Source organism: Micromonospora sp. NPDC053740 (assembly GCF_040677775.1).
Classification (GTDB): domain Bacteria; phylum Actinomycetota; class Actinomycetes; order Mycobacteriales; family Micromonosporaceae; genus Micromonospora; species Micromonospora alfalfae.
In genome coordinates, this window is record NZ_JBFASO010000001.1 from 125,508 (window position 1) to 139,796 (window position 14,289).

Below are 14,289 nucleotides of genomic sequence, written 5' to 3' on the forward strand. Positions count from 1 at the left end.
TCCGGCGCACCCGTCAACTCGTCGGTCGCTCACCAGCCCAGACGCCTGTTACGGCTTACGAATGCGGATCTGGCGAACTGCCCCCTTCTGAGTTCGGTCCGTGCACCGTCTCGACGATGGCCAAGGCCCGCTCAAGCAGTGGTCGAGCCGCCGCTGCGTCCCCCAAATCCCGCAGGATCAGGGCGAGATTTCTCAGCCGGATCGCGACGTCAGGGTGATCCGGCCGGTATGCCGCCTCACTAATGGCCAAGGCCCGCTCAGCCAGTGGTCGAGCCGCCGCCGCGTCTCCCAAGGCGTGCAGGACCGTGGCGAGATTGTTCAGCTCGGTAGCAACGGCAGGGTGGTCCGGCCCGTACACCGTTTCGTCGATGGCCAAGGCCCGCTCAAGCAGCGATCGCGCCGCCGCCGCATCCCCCAAGTTTCGCAGGACCAGGGCGAGATTGTTCAGCCCGGTAGCAACGGCAGGGTGGTCCGGCCCGCGCACCGTCTCGTCGATGGCCAAGGCCCGCTCAAGCAACGGCCGAGCCGCCGCCGCATCCCCCAAATCCTGCAGGACCATGGCGAGATTGTTCAGCCCCGTCGCGACGTCAGGATGGTCCGGCCCGAACGCCACCTCACTAATGGCCAAGGCCCGCTCAGCCATCTGTTGAGCCCTTGCCATCTCCCCCAAATCCTGCAGGACCAGGGCGAGATTGCTCAGCCCGATAGCAACGGCAGGGTGGTCCCGTCCGTACACCGTCTCGTCGATGGCCAAGGCCCGCTCAAGCAGCGATCGTGCCGCCGCCGCATCCCCCATATTTCGCAGGACTAGGGCGAGATTGTTCAGCCCGGTCGCGACGTCAGGGTGGTCCGGCCCGTGCACCGCCTGATGGATGGCCAACGCCCGCTCAAGCAGAGGTGTGGCCTCGACGTATCGCCCGTGTGCCTGAAGGAAGGTTCCAGCGCGATCAAGTAGATAACTACAATCCTGAGCCACCGCAGAATCTTCGCCACCATCATCAGACACATGACCGGTGGCCGTCAGAACATGCGGCAACAGAACCGACCACCTAGGCCATCCCTCAGGGGACTGCAGAACATCTTCACCGGGCGCGGCGGCCCGCAACAGACTCAAGGCCACTGCCAAGGGATTCACCACCAGCATCCTTGATCAACCCACCCGTCCGGCACCTCGGTGCCAAGGCACGAATCCGACGCTCACAGGAGTGTTGTAATGATCAATGCAACTCCGTAGGCCGCTATTCCGCAATGAAGTCCGGTCCACAGGTGGTGTAAGCGCACTCGATGTAGGCGAGGGTGCTTTTCGTAGTGTGCTTCCCGGAATTGCCGTATAAGATCGTCGCCGCGCGCCAACGAGCCGTCCTCTTTCAGTGCCTGGGTCAGGGCCCGAGCTTGCTGGAGATGATATTCGGCACGCTCGTGATATTTCGCTGCCGCTAGGGCACCGAATAGTCCCGACAGCGTGATTAGAATAGACAGCGGCAAAGTTGTGGCGGCGAACTTCTGTTGCGCGATGAGGCCGCTCAGCGCAGCCGTGATGGCAAGCAGGTAGTTGGTGAGGACCGCACGCTGGTTCTCCGATTGCCGTAACTGCTCGCGGTGTTCACCCCAGTAAGCAAGGGTGGCAGCATCGGCCTGGCTCATTTAACGATCTCCTCTGAATACGATTGCGCGAGGCCCGTCGCCGCCTCGTCGATCACCACCGCCCGCTCAGGCAACGGCCGAGCCGCCCCCGTATCCCCCACATCCCGCAGGAGCATGGCGAGATTGTGCAGCACGGTCGCAACGACAGGGTGGTCCGGCCCGTGCACGGCCTCAGCGATGGCCGCTGCCCGCTCAAGCAACGGCCGAGCCGCCGCCGCATCCCCCAAATCCTGCAGGACCGTCGCGAGATTGTTCAGCCCGGTCGCGACGTCGGGGTGGCCTCGTCCGTGTACCGCCTCAGCGATGACCAACGCCCGCTCAAGCAACGGCCGAGCCGCCGCCGCATCCCCCAAGTCGCGCAGGACCGTCGCGAGATTGTTCAGCCCGGTCGCGACGTCAGGGTGGTCCGGCCCGTACACCGCCTCAGCGATGACCAACGCCCGCTCAAGCAACGGCCGAGCCGCCGCCGCATCCCCCAAATCCTGCAGGACCGTCGCGAGATTGTTCAGCCCGGTCGCGACGTCGGGGTGGCCTCGTCCGTGTACCGCCTCAGCGATGACCAACGCCCGCTCAAGCAACGGCCGAGCCGCCGCCGCATCCCCCAAGTCGCGCAGGACCGTCGCGAGATTGCTCAGCCGGATCGCAACGACAGGGTGGTCCGGCCCGTACACCGCCTCAGCGATGACCAACGCCCGCTCAAGCAACGGCCGAGCCGCCGCCGCATCCCCCAAGTCGCGCAGGACTAGGGCGAGATTGTTCAGCCGGGTCGCAACGACAGGGTGATCCGGCCCATGCATCACCTCAGCGATGACCAACGCCCGCTCAACCAGCGGCCGAGCTGACGCCGCATCCCCCGAAGCCCGCAGGACCATGGCGAGATTGCTCAGCCGGATCGCTACGTCAGGGTGGCCTCGTCCGTGTACCGCCTCAGCGATGACCAACGCCCGCTCAAGCAACGGCCGAGCCGCCGCCGCATCCCCCAAGTCGCGCAGGACCGTCGCGAGATTGCTCAGCCCGGTCGCGACGTCAGGGTGGTCCGGCCCGTACACCGCCTCAACGATGACCAACGCCCGCTCAAGCAACGGCCGAGCCGCCGCCGCATCCCCCAAATCCTGCAGGACCATGGCGAGATTGTTCAGCCCCGTCGCGACGTCAGGATGGTCCGGCCCGTGCACCGCCTCAGCGATGGCCAACGCCCGCTCAAGCAGAGGCGTGGCCTCGACGTATCGCCCGTGTGCCTGAAGGAACGTCGCAGCGCGATCAAGTAGATAACTACAATCCTGAGCCACCGCAGAATCTTCGCCACCATCATCAGACACATGACCGGTGGCCGTCAGAACATGCGGCAACAGAACCGACCACCTAGGCCATCCCTCAGGAGACCGCAGAACATCATCACCAGGCACGGAGGCCCGCAACAAGCCCAACGCCACAGCCAACGAATCCACTACCGGCTTCCCCTCAGCTGGTCATTCAGGAGGTGCCGGAGACGATTTTACCGTGACGGTGCCTCAACGCGGCCTGCACTAAGCGATGCAGCTGCAACCCTGATTCCGTGCGCCTCGCCAACGAATAGTCCACCACCGCAGCCACGGCGTCGCTGAAGCCCAGGGGATCCCGTGCGGTTACCGCCAACGGCTCCGGCAGCCAACCATGGTGAGTAGTGAACAAGTCCAACGGTATTGGCTCTGGCGCCAAGTAGGCACAGATATCCAATAACTGAACAGAGGATGGACTGTCCGCCATCAGACGTTCAAGACTCAGTTCCCACACGGTGGTTATCTTCTCCGGCCGATACGCAGACTGGCCGCGGCTGTACAACTCCGGGGCCCTCGTACGCAGCAAATGCAGATACTCGATGGGCGGCATTTGAGTGCTATCGAGATAGGCGGAGGCCTGCTCCAACGCCAACGGCAACCGGCCCAACTCTTCGGCGATCTGCACTGCAACGTTCTCAGGGAGCGCAGGCACCCGTGCTCGCATCAAGTCCACCGCCTCGCCCGATTCGACCACGTCCAGGTCGTGCACGCGCCCTATGGCCGAGAACCCGCCCCGGCGGGTTGTCATGAGGACATGGCCGGGGATACCCGGCGGGAGCGGAACCGCTGGCAACCATGGGCGCACCTGCTCGACAGCGTCGGCGTTGTCGAACACGAGCAGCCATCCGGGCACCTCCCGCAACGCCTCATGCACCGTCACCCGCAGCGTCTCCGGATCGACTTCGGTTTCCAGACCCAACCGCTGTGCCAGCCGCGCGAACTGGTCCGGAATCAACGCGGGCTTCTCGGCTGCCACCCACCACACCAGGTCGTAGGCACTCATGTGCCGGTTCGCATACTCGACTGCGAGTTGCGTTTTACCGACTCCTCCCAGCCCACGTATCGAATGCACGGTGAGCGGTAAGCCCGCCGTCAACCCCTCCGCCAACGCCTTCAGGTCCCGATCCCGTCCCGTGAAGTGCGGGTTGCGGGCGGGCACGTTCCATACCGTCGGCAGAGCCCCCGGGAACCGCGTCTCTCGCGGCATCGCCCGGCTCTCCGGGAAGGCAGGTGGGCTGGATGGTTTGGCCCGCCCCACAAGCGCTCGTGCCACCATCGATCGGACCCGGGCCTTCGCCTTCGCCTCGGGCACGCCGAATATGTCGACACCCACCACGTTGGCCAACAGACCCGGTCGCTCACAGTCACTTACCCGCACAGTGAGCAGCTTGCGGAGACGACCGGCGGGATCTGCCGCCCAAGCAGCCTGCCACTCTGCGCCGCCATACACAGACGTCAGATACTCCGGCGACAACACCGCAATCGTTCGCTCAGCGTGCTGTGTCCCATCCTGCATGCCCTGGATCCAGTGAGTACCCGGCACGAAATCCCACGCTTGAACCAACACATGATGGCCGTCTTCCTCCAACAGCCACGCGATCCATTCCGCCCACGACCGATCGGCCTGCGTGTACGAAACGAAAAAGTCCCAACCTGTGGTCTCACTGTCACCATTGGTCACTCAGCCAGGCTGCCACACAGGCCACTCCACGCCAATCAACCTGCCAGCCGTCTCCCTCGGCACCCATGTAGGTCCAAGCGGTGAGGGCTAGCCAGGTCGGTGCGTAGGGCGCGTAGCCACACGGACGATGGGTGAGCGGCCGCCGGTCGGCGTCCGGCGGCCGCCCCATGACCGGCTCAGTTCGCGTACACCTCCAGGGTGGACAGTTGCCCGGCCGGCCACCCGGTGTTGCCGGTGACGGTGATCCGCACGTAGCGCGCCTGCGCGGCGCTGAACGTCAGCGTCACCTGGTTACCAGTGGCCGGGTCGAAGGTCCGCCCCGCCGACCCGACAAGCGTGCCGAAGCTCCCCCCGTCGGTGCTGCCCTGCACGGAGAGGGTTTGCGTCCGACTCCCCCACGCCGACGACGGTGGCAGCTTCAGCACCACCCGCCCAACTGTGCGCGAGGAACCCAGATCGACCTGCACCCACTGCGGGAACGCGCTGTTGGCGCTCTCCCAGTAGCTGTTCGCGTCTCCGTCGACCACGTTGCCCGACCCGTAGCTCTGAACGTGGCTGCTCTCCGACGTCGGTCGACCCCGGGCGAGGTCCGAGTTCGCCGCGGCGTCCGTGGTGACGGTGACCGCGGTGGACGCGCTGGAGGCGTTCCCGGCGGCGTCGCGGGCAACCACCGAGAAGGTGTACGCGGTGGACGGGCTGAGCCCGCTCACCGTCGCCGTGGTGCCGGTGACGGTGGAGACAACCGTGCCGCCCTGGCGTACCTGGTAGCCCGTCACGCCGGTGTCGTCGGTGGAGGCCGTCCACGCCAGCGACACGCTCGTCGAGGTCTTGCCCGTGACAGTGAGGCCGCTCGGGGCGGTCGGCGGGTTGTCCGGGACGGTGCTGCCGGCGTACACCTCGATCTGGGCGAGTTGGGCGGCCGGCCAGCCGGTGTTGCCGCTGATGCTGAGGCGGACGTGGCGGGCCGTGGTGGTCGTCAGCGTGCGGGTGACGCTGTTGCCGGTGGCCGGGTCGAAGGCGAACGCGGAGGCCCCGGCGATGGTGGCGAAGGAGTTGCCGTCGACGCTGCCCTGCACGGTGATGGTCTGGGTGCGCGCTCCCCAGCCGGCGGGCAGCCGGACCACGAGCTTGTTGACCTGGTGGCTGGCGCCGAGGTCGACCTGCCACCAGTGTGGGAACCCACCGCCGCCGCTCTCCCAGTAGCTGCCGGCGTTCGAGTCCACAGCGTTCGACGCCGGGAACCCGCCGCCCTGGCTGCTGGCCGCTGTGGGTCTGCCGGCGGCCAGGTTGCCGCTGACCGGCGGAGGGGTGCCGACCATCGGTGGGGTGGGGCGTACGGCGGTGAGCGCGAGTTGCCCCTTGAGCATCCGGCCGCCGTCGGCGGTGATCCGCAGGTAGTAGTCGGAGGAGCAGGCCACGCCGTCCTCGTCCAGGGCCCTGATGTTCGCCCCGGCGGGGGTGGTGGCCTGGGTCTCGGACGTCTTGGCGATCTGGTTGCCCTCGTTGTACTCGTCGAACATGGACACGTACAGGCCCTGGGATCCGAGTCGGACCATGTTGTAGATGTGCCGCCAGTAGAAGTCGCCGTGCTTGCGGTGGCCCCCGGCGAGGTCGCCGGGCATCACGCAGGGCAGGTAGTCGATGCCGCGCGCCGCGCAGTCGGCCATGTCGCCGACGTTGACGTTGTTGTAGTAGGAGTCCAGCTCCTCCACGGTCCTGGCCCGGTAGACCATCCACGGTGAGATCGCGTGGAACGCGTGGTAGACGTCGAGGAAGCCGGGGCGGGAGTCCTCGATGCCCTGCCGCCACCAGGTGGGCACGCCACCGATGACGTAGCAGCCCTGCGCCTTGAACCAGTTGATGACCTCCAGGCACGGCCCGGGGGTGAAGGGACGGCTGGGCTCGCTGAAGCCGAAGCCCCAGATGCAGACGACCGGTTTGCCGTTCTGCCGGGCGTACGCGGAGGACGCGGTGTGCGCCGCCATCTTCGTCGTCCAGTCGGTCTTGATCTCCGATTGGAAGCTCAGCCAGTCGGTGACGTCGTACATGATGTAGAACTTGCGGTTGTGACGCTCGGCCGCGGAGCGCACCTTCTGCGTCATCGCGTCGCGGGTCGGGCCCTCGTCGCCCATCGGGTTGAACCGTTGCAGCGCGGCGGTGTCGCAGCCGTTCTCCTGCATCCACCGGAAGTGGGTGTCCACGGTCTGCTGGTCGTACGAGGAGAAGAGGGTGGCCGGTTGGCCGTTGCCCAGGTTGGGGTACGCGGTGGGATAGCTGCGGGTGTACTCGCGCATGTCCGGCCAGGACACGATTGTGGTGTTGGCGGGTGAGGGCGGCTGGAACCGGTCGCGGCCCCAGTGCCACCATCCGCCGATCGGCGCGCCGTCGCCGGGTGCGCTGAACCAGCCCTGGTAGCCGACCGTCACCTTGCCGACCACGTCCCCGGGGGGACTGGCGGCGTGCGCGGGGCTGGCCACTGCGGTGAGCAGCTCGGTGGTGGAGGCGGTGGCGAGGGCGGACCCGGCCAGCACCGATGTGACGAACCTGCGGCGGGACACCGCCATGACGACCACTCCTTCGGGACGGAAGGCATTGACGGCCATCGTGGCAGTAGTGGATGCCGACCCGCAAGAGTTAGACTGATCGATGAAATTACCGATCAGACGACGGGAATTATGCGGTTCGTCATCAGTGGCTGAGCGCCCACACCAGGGACAGGTTCTGGCTGCCGGCCTGGCGGCGACGCGCGTCGCGCACCGTCATCCGCACGCCCTCGGTGAAGCCGATTCTGGGATACCACCCGAGCAGCTCGCGCGCCTTCCTGGTGTCCAGCGCCATGCTGCGCACCTCGTCCGGCCAGGGCGGCAGCTCGTAACGGGCCGCGTCGCCAACGCCGGACGCCTCCCGGACCGTGTCGTACACCTCGTTGACGCTCGTCTGCCGGCCCGAGGCGATGTTGACCATCCCCACCCCGTCGTGGTGACAGGCGACAGCGATCGCCTCGGCCACATCGCTGACGTAGACGAAATCCCTGGTCTGCGTACCGTCGCCGTAGATGACCGCCTGTCGGCCCTCGAGAAGCGCGTCGGCCATCAGGGACACCACGCCGCAGTCGCCGCCCTCCCGCCGGGGCCCGTAGACATTTCCCAACACCATCGAGGTGTACGACAGGGCGTGCTGACGCCCGTACCAGTCGACGTAGTGCACGCCCACGGCCTTGCTGACGCCGTACGGGCTCACCGGCGCGATCGGATGGTCCTCGCGGACCGGCAACTCGTCGGCGGCGACGCTGCCGAAGATGTCACTGCTGGCCGCGTTGACGAGCAGGCGTACGCCGCCGCGCGCGCAGGCGTCCAGCACGTTCACGGTGCCGAACACGTTCACGTCCGCGTCGTACAGGGGTGAATGACGGGCCGTGGGAACGCTCGGCTGCGCGGCGAGGTGCACCACCACGTCCGGCTGCCACTGGTGGATGACCTCGACACCCTCCGGCGTACGGATGTCACCCGATACGACGTCCGCCTCGGTCAACCCGCCGGACGCGGCGTCGGCCAGGTTCTCGATCCGGCCCGTGGAGAAGTTGTCGAGCACCCGGACCTGGCTGCCCATCAGCATCAGCCGGGCGACCACGTGACTGCCGATGAAGCCGGCACCCCCGGTCACCAGAATGCGCCGGGGTGTCAGGGTCGTCGACGGGTCGGCACCGACGGCGGAACCGGGCAGGTCCATCTGGAACTCCTCGCAACGACGGTACGGTCGGCCCGCTGCGGCAACCGGACGGCCGGCCACGACGGTAACCCACCGAAGGGCCACCAAACGGACACTTGACCCAATGTCTCGTGTAGATATGCGTGTTTTGTGGTGGAAAGTGCTGTATCTCGCTATTCATCATTGTTAGGCCCTTTCTCGCGGGTAACTTCTCCCGGAGGTGGCCACCGGCATGCCCGGGACCACCCGAAGAGGAGGGAGGACGGCCCGTTGAGAGAGACTCTGGGTCCGCCACCGCAACGACCCGGCGGTGTCGAGATGGGCGCTCCGCTGCTGTCGGTGCTGCTGGTCAGCTGGAACACCCGCGAGCAGACCCGGCAGTGCCTGGACTCGCTGGCGTCGACCGCCGACCCCGATCTCGACTACGAGGTGGTGGCCGTCGACAACGGCTCGTCCGACGGCTCTGCCGACCTGCTCGCCGACCAACCACGGGTCCGACTGATCCGCAACAAACACAACAACGGTTTCGCCGCCGCCGTGAACCAGGCGTACCGCCGCGCGAACGGACAGCTGGTCCTGCTGCTCAGCAGCGACATCCGGTTTCACCCGGGCGCGCTGTCCCGGATCGTCGACCATCTGCGCGAGCGGCCGGAGGTCGCCGGGGTCAGCCCGCTGTACCTCAACCCGGACGGCACCGTCCAAGCGCACTACGCCCAACAGCCCAGCTTCGCCGCCACCATCGCACTGGTGACCGCGCTGCGCCGACTGCCCGGGTTCCGCCAGGCGCTGCACCGGTTCCAGCTGCGGGGCGAGGACTTCACCCGTCCCCGGCAACTCGCCTCGGGCAGCTGCGTGCTGCTACGCCGCAGGGTGCTCGGGCAGCAGACGATCCTCGACGAGACGTTCCCCGTCTACTGGAACGACGTGGTCCTCGCGCGGCAGCTCGACCAGGCCGGTCATGAGATGTGGATGCTTCCCGACGCCGTCGTGACGCACAGCCGTGGCGCGTCCACCCGGCTGCTCGGGCCGACCATCCGCTCTCGACACCTGCTGGGCAGCCTGGTCGGATATCTGCGGATGACCCAGCCCCGGCACCGGTTGCCGGTGTTCCGGGCCACGCTGCTCGCCGACCACCTGGTCAGGCGACTCCTCGGTCGACCCGTACGGCTGGGCCTGGGTGACCTGCTCGCCACGCTGCGCGGCGACGTCGGCCCGCTGCCCGCCGGTGACACCCGCGACTGGGTGGTGCTGTTCAGCCGTACCCGCTGGTCTGTCGACGGGCATCCGACGATGCTGGGGCAGTTGGCGTCCGGGCAACGCTTGCTCTTCGTCGACCCACCAGGACGCCGGCCGCGCTGGCGGTGCGAGGTGAGCCCGATCGGCTCGGCGGCCTGGCACGCCATCGCACCGACCGCGCTGCCGCTGGGTGACTCGGTGCCGCTGGTCAACTGGATCAACCGGCGGATCGCGGCTGGCGCGCTGCGTGGCTGGCTGGACCGGCACGCCGGCGCCCGCCTGCTGCGACTCGACGACGAACGCGCCCGCCCGGTGCTCGGTTGGCTGGGCGAGGACGAGTTGCTGCCCGCCGGAGCGCCACGGCCGATGGAGCGGTCGGGCCGTGGTTGAGCGCACCACCCCGCGGCCGGCGGCCGGAACGGACTGGACTCTTACCCGATGCCGGGAGGTCGCCCCCCGCAGAAGCTGGACGGCACGGGGCGTCCAGCCGCACTTTCTGTTGGAGGCGTCGCCGCGATGAGAGTGCTGGTCGTCGCACCCGGTGTGCTGCTCGCCGGCGTCGGGTTGGGCGGAGTGGTGACCGTGGTGACCCTGCTGCCCGGGCCGGTCGGCCTGGCCGCCGCCATCGGAGTGCTGTGTGCCGGTGCGTTCCTGCTCTTGCCCTGGCCTTCCCCCAGATACAGGACCGGCAGCGGGCACGGGTGCCCGACGCGACCCATACCTCCAGACCAGTTCAGACCCTGTCCTGCTGCGGGCGGAGCCCGTCCATGATGACCAAGACGTAATTCTCGGCGAGTGCCGGTGATGCGGATTTCGACCTCGCGATCGCGTAGGTCACCTCGCTGATCAACACGGTAACGATGGTGGCGTCGATGTCGGTACGGATCGCACCGCCGTCCCGGGCCCTGGTGATCAGATCGAGCCCGACCTTGTTCAGAGCGGCTCGTTGCGCCGTCGTGCTCGGTAGCTCCATGTCCCCGAGCCGTTCACCCATGATCCAGTGCGCGGACTGAAACGCGATCACCTCGACGAGGAAGCCTCGAAGAGCCTGTTCGGCATCCGGCTCAAGCAGCGCGTCCCGGCCACGCTGAATGAGCGGTTCGAGCAGCTCGGCCACGGCCGCGTCGATGAGCGCCTCCTTGCTGCCGAAGGTGCGCACGACAGTGGCCGCTCCCACGCCCGCCCGCTGCGAGATTGCGTCGACGGTGATGGCGACGCGCCCCTCGGCGAAGAGGGCCTTCGTCGCCGCCAGCACACGTTGGCGATTGCGGACGGCGTCCGCCCTGCGTCGGGTCACGCCATCGGCGGCAGGGGTTGACATCTGAAACGACCATTCCATATCGTCAAGTGGAACGCGTATTTCATTTAGCCTACGAAAACTCCCCGGAACACGCAAGCGGCGCACGTGCCACTGGCGTGCTCCTCGCTGCGCCAGCAAGGAGGAGTCAATGAACCAGCGGATTCTCATCTCCGGGGCCAGCATCGCGGGGCCGACCCTGGCCTTCTGGCTGGCCAGGTATGGCTTTGCGCCCACAGTGGTCGAGCGTGCGCCCCGCCTGCGCGAGGGCGGCAACGGTGTCGACGTACGCGGGCAGGCCGTTGACGTCGTCGAACGGATGGGGATCATGTCGCGAGTCCGCGCGGCGGCGGCGGACGTGATCGGAATGTCCTTCGTGGACGAGGACAATCGCAGTGTGGCTCGCATCGACATGCGGGCGATCCAGGGCAGAGCCGCCAGCACCGAGGTCGAGATCATGCGCGGCGACCTGGCGGCGATCCTGCACGAGACGACAAAGGACGACGTCGAGTACATCTTCGATGACTCGATCCGCACCATCGACCAGGACAACGATGGCGTGACTGTCACCTTCGAGCACGGCCCGACCCGCCGGTTCGACCTGATCGTTGGCGCTGACGGCACACACTCCACGGTGCGGCAGTTGGCCTTCGGCCCAGAGTCGCAGTTCCTCCGGCATCTGGGGCACTACTTCGCATCCGCGAACGTAAACCCTGACCTGGGTGAGCAGCGGTGGGTGACGCTCTACAACCGACCGGGTCGGGCGGCGGGCATCTATCGTTCGGGCACCCATGCCGGGGCCAAAGTGAACTTTCTGTTCCGCAGCAGGCCCCTCACGTACGACTACCGGAACGTCGAGCAGCAGAAGCGTCTGCTGCGGGAGGCGTTCGCGGACCTGCCATGGCACGTCCCGCAACTGCTGGCGGGCGCACTCACCGATCCTGACTTCTACTTCGACGCGTTGAGCCAGGTGCGGATGGCGTCGTGGTCGTCCGGGCGGGTCGCGCTCCTCGGAGACGCCGCGCACTGTGCGTCACCGGCTGCCGGCGCCGGGGCGACGCTGTCTCTCATCGGCGCCTACCGACTCGCGGGAGAACTCGCATCCGCCGGCGGGGATCATCGGATCGCCTTCCACCGGTACGAGCAGGGCCATCGGAAGATGGTCGAGCGGAGTCAATCTAACCTCTTCATCGGCATGCTCGCCCCGAAGAGCCGGGCCGGCATCTGGGCTCGCAACACGATGGCCCGACTTCCATTGCTCGGAGCCATGGCGGGAGTGGAACGACGCCTACAGCCCAGGCTCCCGCCACTGCCGGACTATCGACCGGCCGCCGGGTCCCGGTCGAGCTAGGCAACCGCCCGCAACAGGTCAGGCGGGCCGTGGCAGACCATCCGTGCGGGGCCGGAGCCGTCGCCGGCTCCGGCCCCGTCGGTACGCCCGGTCCCGCTACGGAGTCGGGTGCCGGGCCAGGTAGACCGGAGCGCCGACCTTGGTCATGTCGGCCGCCTCGCCGACACCGTTGACCACGTGGTCGATGGTGCCGGCGCTGAGGTTGACGGTCATGATGTGGTGCAGCCGCACCCCAGGCCGGTCCGGGACCTCGAAGCCGTTCTCGGTGTGGATCGACGGGTTGTTCTGGTTGAAGACGTACACCCCGCCGCCGTACAGGGTGTGGTGGCGCACCCGGTCACCGACCTTGTACCCGGCCCAACCCTCGACCGGGCCGTTCATCCAGTCGGCCTGCGTCGGCGGGTCGTACGGCAGCTCGTTCTGGTAGAGGATCGTGGTGCCGTGCTCGCCGTTCCAGACCGTGTTGTAGCGCTGGAAGTGCTCGACGAACAGGCCGGTCGCTGTCACGTGATCGCCGTTGATGACGGCGCCGTAGCGACCGGTGTTGGTACGCCAGCGGTCGGTGTCACCGTTGACGCCCTCGGTGAAGCCCTCGACGCCGTGATCACCCCGCCACACCCAGGTGTGGTCGATCAGCACGTTGTCGCTGTTGACCTCCAGCGCGGTGTTCGTCCGTCCGATGTGCGGGCCGCCGACCCGGAAGTACACGTCGGAGAGCGTGGTCGGGTTGTGCGGGCTGCTCGCGTTGTGGCCGTGCTGGCGTCCGACCCGCAGCAGGACCGGTGATTCGACGGTGCCGGCGTCGATAGTGACACCGGCGACGATCACCCCTGGCACACCGGCCACATCCAGCGGGATCGCGCCGTTCACGGCGGTGAGCGTGGCGTGCCCGATCCCGAGCACGACGGTGTTCGGTCGCCGAACCTCGATGCTGCGGGCGATGTCGTAGGTGCCGGGGGTGAGCAGCAGGTGCTTGCCGCGCGCCAACTGGCTGTTGATGACGCGGACCGGGTCGGACGGCTTGGCGATGAAGAAGTCATCGATCCCGATGGTCCGCCCCGGCGTGATGCCGTCGGCCCAGGAGACGCCCCGGCTGTCGCGTTGCGCCGCAGGCACCCGTACCTGGTAACGACCCTTGCCGTCGACGAAGAGGTAGGGCTTCTCCCGGCTGAGCGGGGTGGCCTCCAGTGTGGTGTACGGAGGGTCGGGGAAGGTGGCGTCGTCGGGCGCGCCCTCGACCCCCGCGAACACCTGGTTCCACACCGCGTTGGACCAACTCGCGACCTCGCTGTTGCGGGTCAGCCACTGCTGCTGGGAGCCGTTGGTGGTGGCCGGCAGCCGCGAGTCGGCGATGAACCCGCCGCTGGCGTACTGCGGGCCCGCGGTGCAGTAGTCCATCAGCGACAGGCTGCCGCCGCCGATGTTGAGCCGGCGCATCGACACCGCCTGGGACACCGCCCAGAAGTTCGCCGTCGACCGGCAGTCGTCCTGACCGGCCGCATTGATGGTGAGCGAGAGGTTGGACAGGGTGCGCCAGAAGTTCACCAGCGCGAGGCAGTTGCCGGTGCCCCCGTCGGCCAGGCAGCGGTTGTAGACCTCGATCTTGCCGTTGACCGTGACGTCGGTGGGCGAGGCGCCCAGGCCGGACACCTCGGTGTAGTAGCCGACCTTGGCCTGCAACGGCTGCGCGGCCGTGCCGTACGTGCCGGGCTTGAACAGGTACGCGTGCCGCTCGGTGCCCATCTCGTTGTCGACCTGGCGGGCGTGCGCCGCGTCGAGGGTCTGCTGAATCTCGCCGACCGGCATCGACGGGTCAAAGATCGTCACGTTCGGGCCGAAGTCGGGTGCGCCGTGCGTCGGGCGGCCGGCGCTGGCCGCCGTGCTGGTCATCGTGGTGGCGGTGGTCAAGACCAGAGCGAGCAGGAGGGTACGACCGGATCTCCGGCGCACGTCTCGGGACGGGGTTGTCATGTGGTTCGTCCTCTCCGCTGGCCGGGGCGTACTTCCGGCGCAGCTCGGGGCGGTGAGAGCGCTCTCTGATCCCTGCGGTCGA

The 14,289-nt window shown here is 67.5% G+C and carries 10 protein-coding genes; 2 read left to right on the forward strand and 8 right to left on the reverse strand.

The genetic code is table 11. The features are described from left to right. Positions 1-55: 55 nt before the first annotated feature. The 6 genes from AB0K35_RS00595 to AB0K35_RS00620 all read right to left on the reverse strand — a co-directional run bounded on the left by AB0K35_RS00595 (position 56) and on the right by AB0K35_RS00620 (position 8,373). On the reverse strand, positions 56-1,144 hold the full coding sequence (locus tag AB0K35_RS00595; protein WP_363882524.1) for a tetratricopeptide repeat protein: 1,089 nt from the start codon (positions 1,142-1,144) through the stop codon (positions 56-58). Between the two features lie 53 nt (positions 1,145-1,197). After that, positions 1,198-1,644 carry a hypothetical protein gene (locus tag AB0K35_RS00600; protein ID WP_363882527.1) on the reverse strand — a complete coding sequence of 149 codons (447 nt, stop codon included), beginning with the start codon at positions 1,642-1,644 and terminating at the stop codon, positions 1,198-1,200. Further along, positions 1,641-2,993, reverse strand: a complete 1,353-nt coding sequence (locus AB0K35_RS00605) for a tetratricopeptide repeat protein (protein ID WP_363882530.1) — start codon at positions 2,991-2,993, stop codon at positions 1,641-1,643. Before AB0K35_RS00605 ends, AB0K35_RS00600 begins: the two co-directional genes overlap by 4 nt. A 124-nt stretch (positions 2,994-3,117) precedes the next feature. Further along, positions 3,118-4,644, reverse strand: a complete 1,527-nt coding sequence (fxsT, locus tag AB0K35_RS00610) for an FxSxx-COOH system tetratricopeptide repeat protein (protein WP_363882533.1) — start codon at positions 4,642-4,644, stop codon at positions 3,118-3,120. 176 nt (positions 4,645-4,820) lie between these two features. Next, positions 4,821-7,208, reverse strand: a complete 2,388-nt coding sequence (locus AB0K35_RS00615; protein WP_363882536.1) for a discoidin domain-containing protein — start codon at positions 7,206-7,208, stop codon at positions 4,821-4,823. 124 nt (positions 7,209-7,332) lie between these two features. Then, on the reverse strand, positions 7,333-8,373 hold the full coding sequence (locus AB0K35_RS00620; RefSeq protein ID WP_363882539.1) for a GDP-mannose 4,6-dehydratase: 1,041 nt from the start codon (positions 8,371-8,373) through the stop codon (positions 7,333-7,335). A 249-nt stretch (positions 8,374-8,622) separates the two neighbouring features. On the opposite strand from AB0K35_RS00620, the gene AB0K35_RS00625 reads away from it, so the two are divergent. Continuing rightward, on the forward strand, positions 8,623-9,978 hold the full coding sequence (locus tag AB0K35_RS00625; protein WP_363882542.1) for a glycosyltransferase family 2 protein: 1,356 nt from the start codon (positions 8,623-8,625) through the stop codon (positions 9,976-9,978). Between the two features lie 343 nt (positions 9,979-10,321). Here the strand turns inward: AB0K35_RS00625 and AB0K35_RS00630 are convergent, their stop codons facing one another. Further along, positions 10,322-10,843, reverse strand: coding sequence for a TetR/AcrR family transcriptional regulator (locus tag AB0K35_RS00630; RefSeq protein ID WP_238669378.1), 522 nt, complete (start codon positions 10,841-10,843; stop codon positions 10,322-10,324). Between the two features lie 193 nt (positions 10,844-11,036). On the opposite strand from AB0K35_RS00630, the gene AB0K35_RS00635 reads away from it, so the two are divergent. Next, a complete protein-coding gene (locus tag AB0K35_RS00635) occupies positions 11,037-12,236 on the forward strand; it encodes an FAD-dependent monooxygenase (RefSeq protein ID WP_363882546.1) in 1,200 nt (399 codons plus the stop codon). 96 nt (positions 12,237-12,332) lie between these two features. On the opposite strand, the gene AB0K35_RS00640 is transcribed toward AB0K35_RS00635, so the two are convergent. Continuing rightward, on the reverse strand, positions 12,333-14,207 hold the full coding sequence (locus AB0K35_RS00640; RefSeq protein WP_363882549.1) for an adenylyl cyclase: 1,875 nt from the start codon (positions 14,205-14,207) through the stop codon (positions 12,333-12,335). Positions 14,208-14,289: the final 82 nt, after the last annotated feature.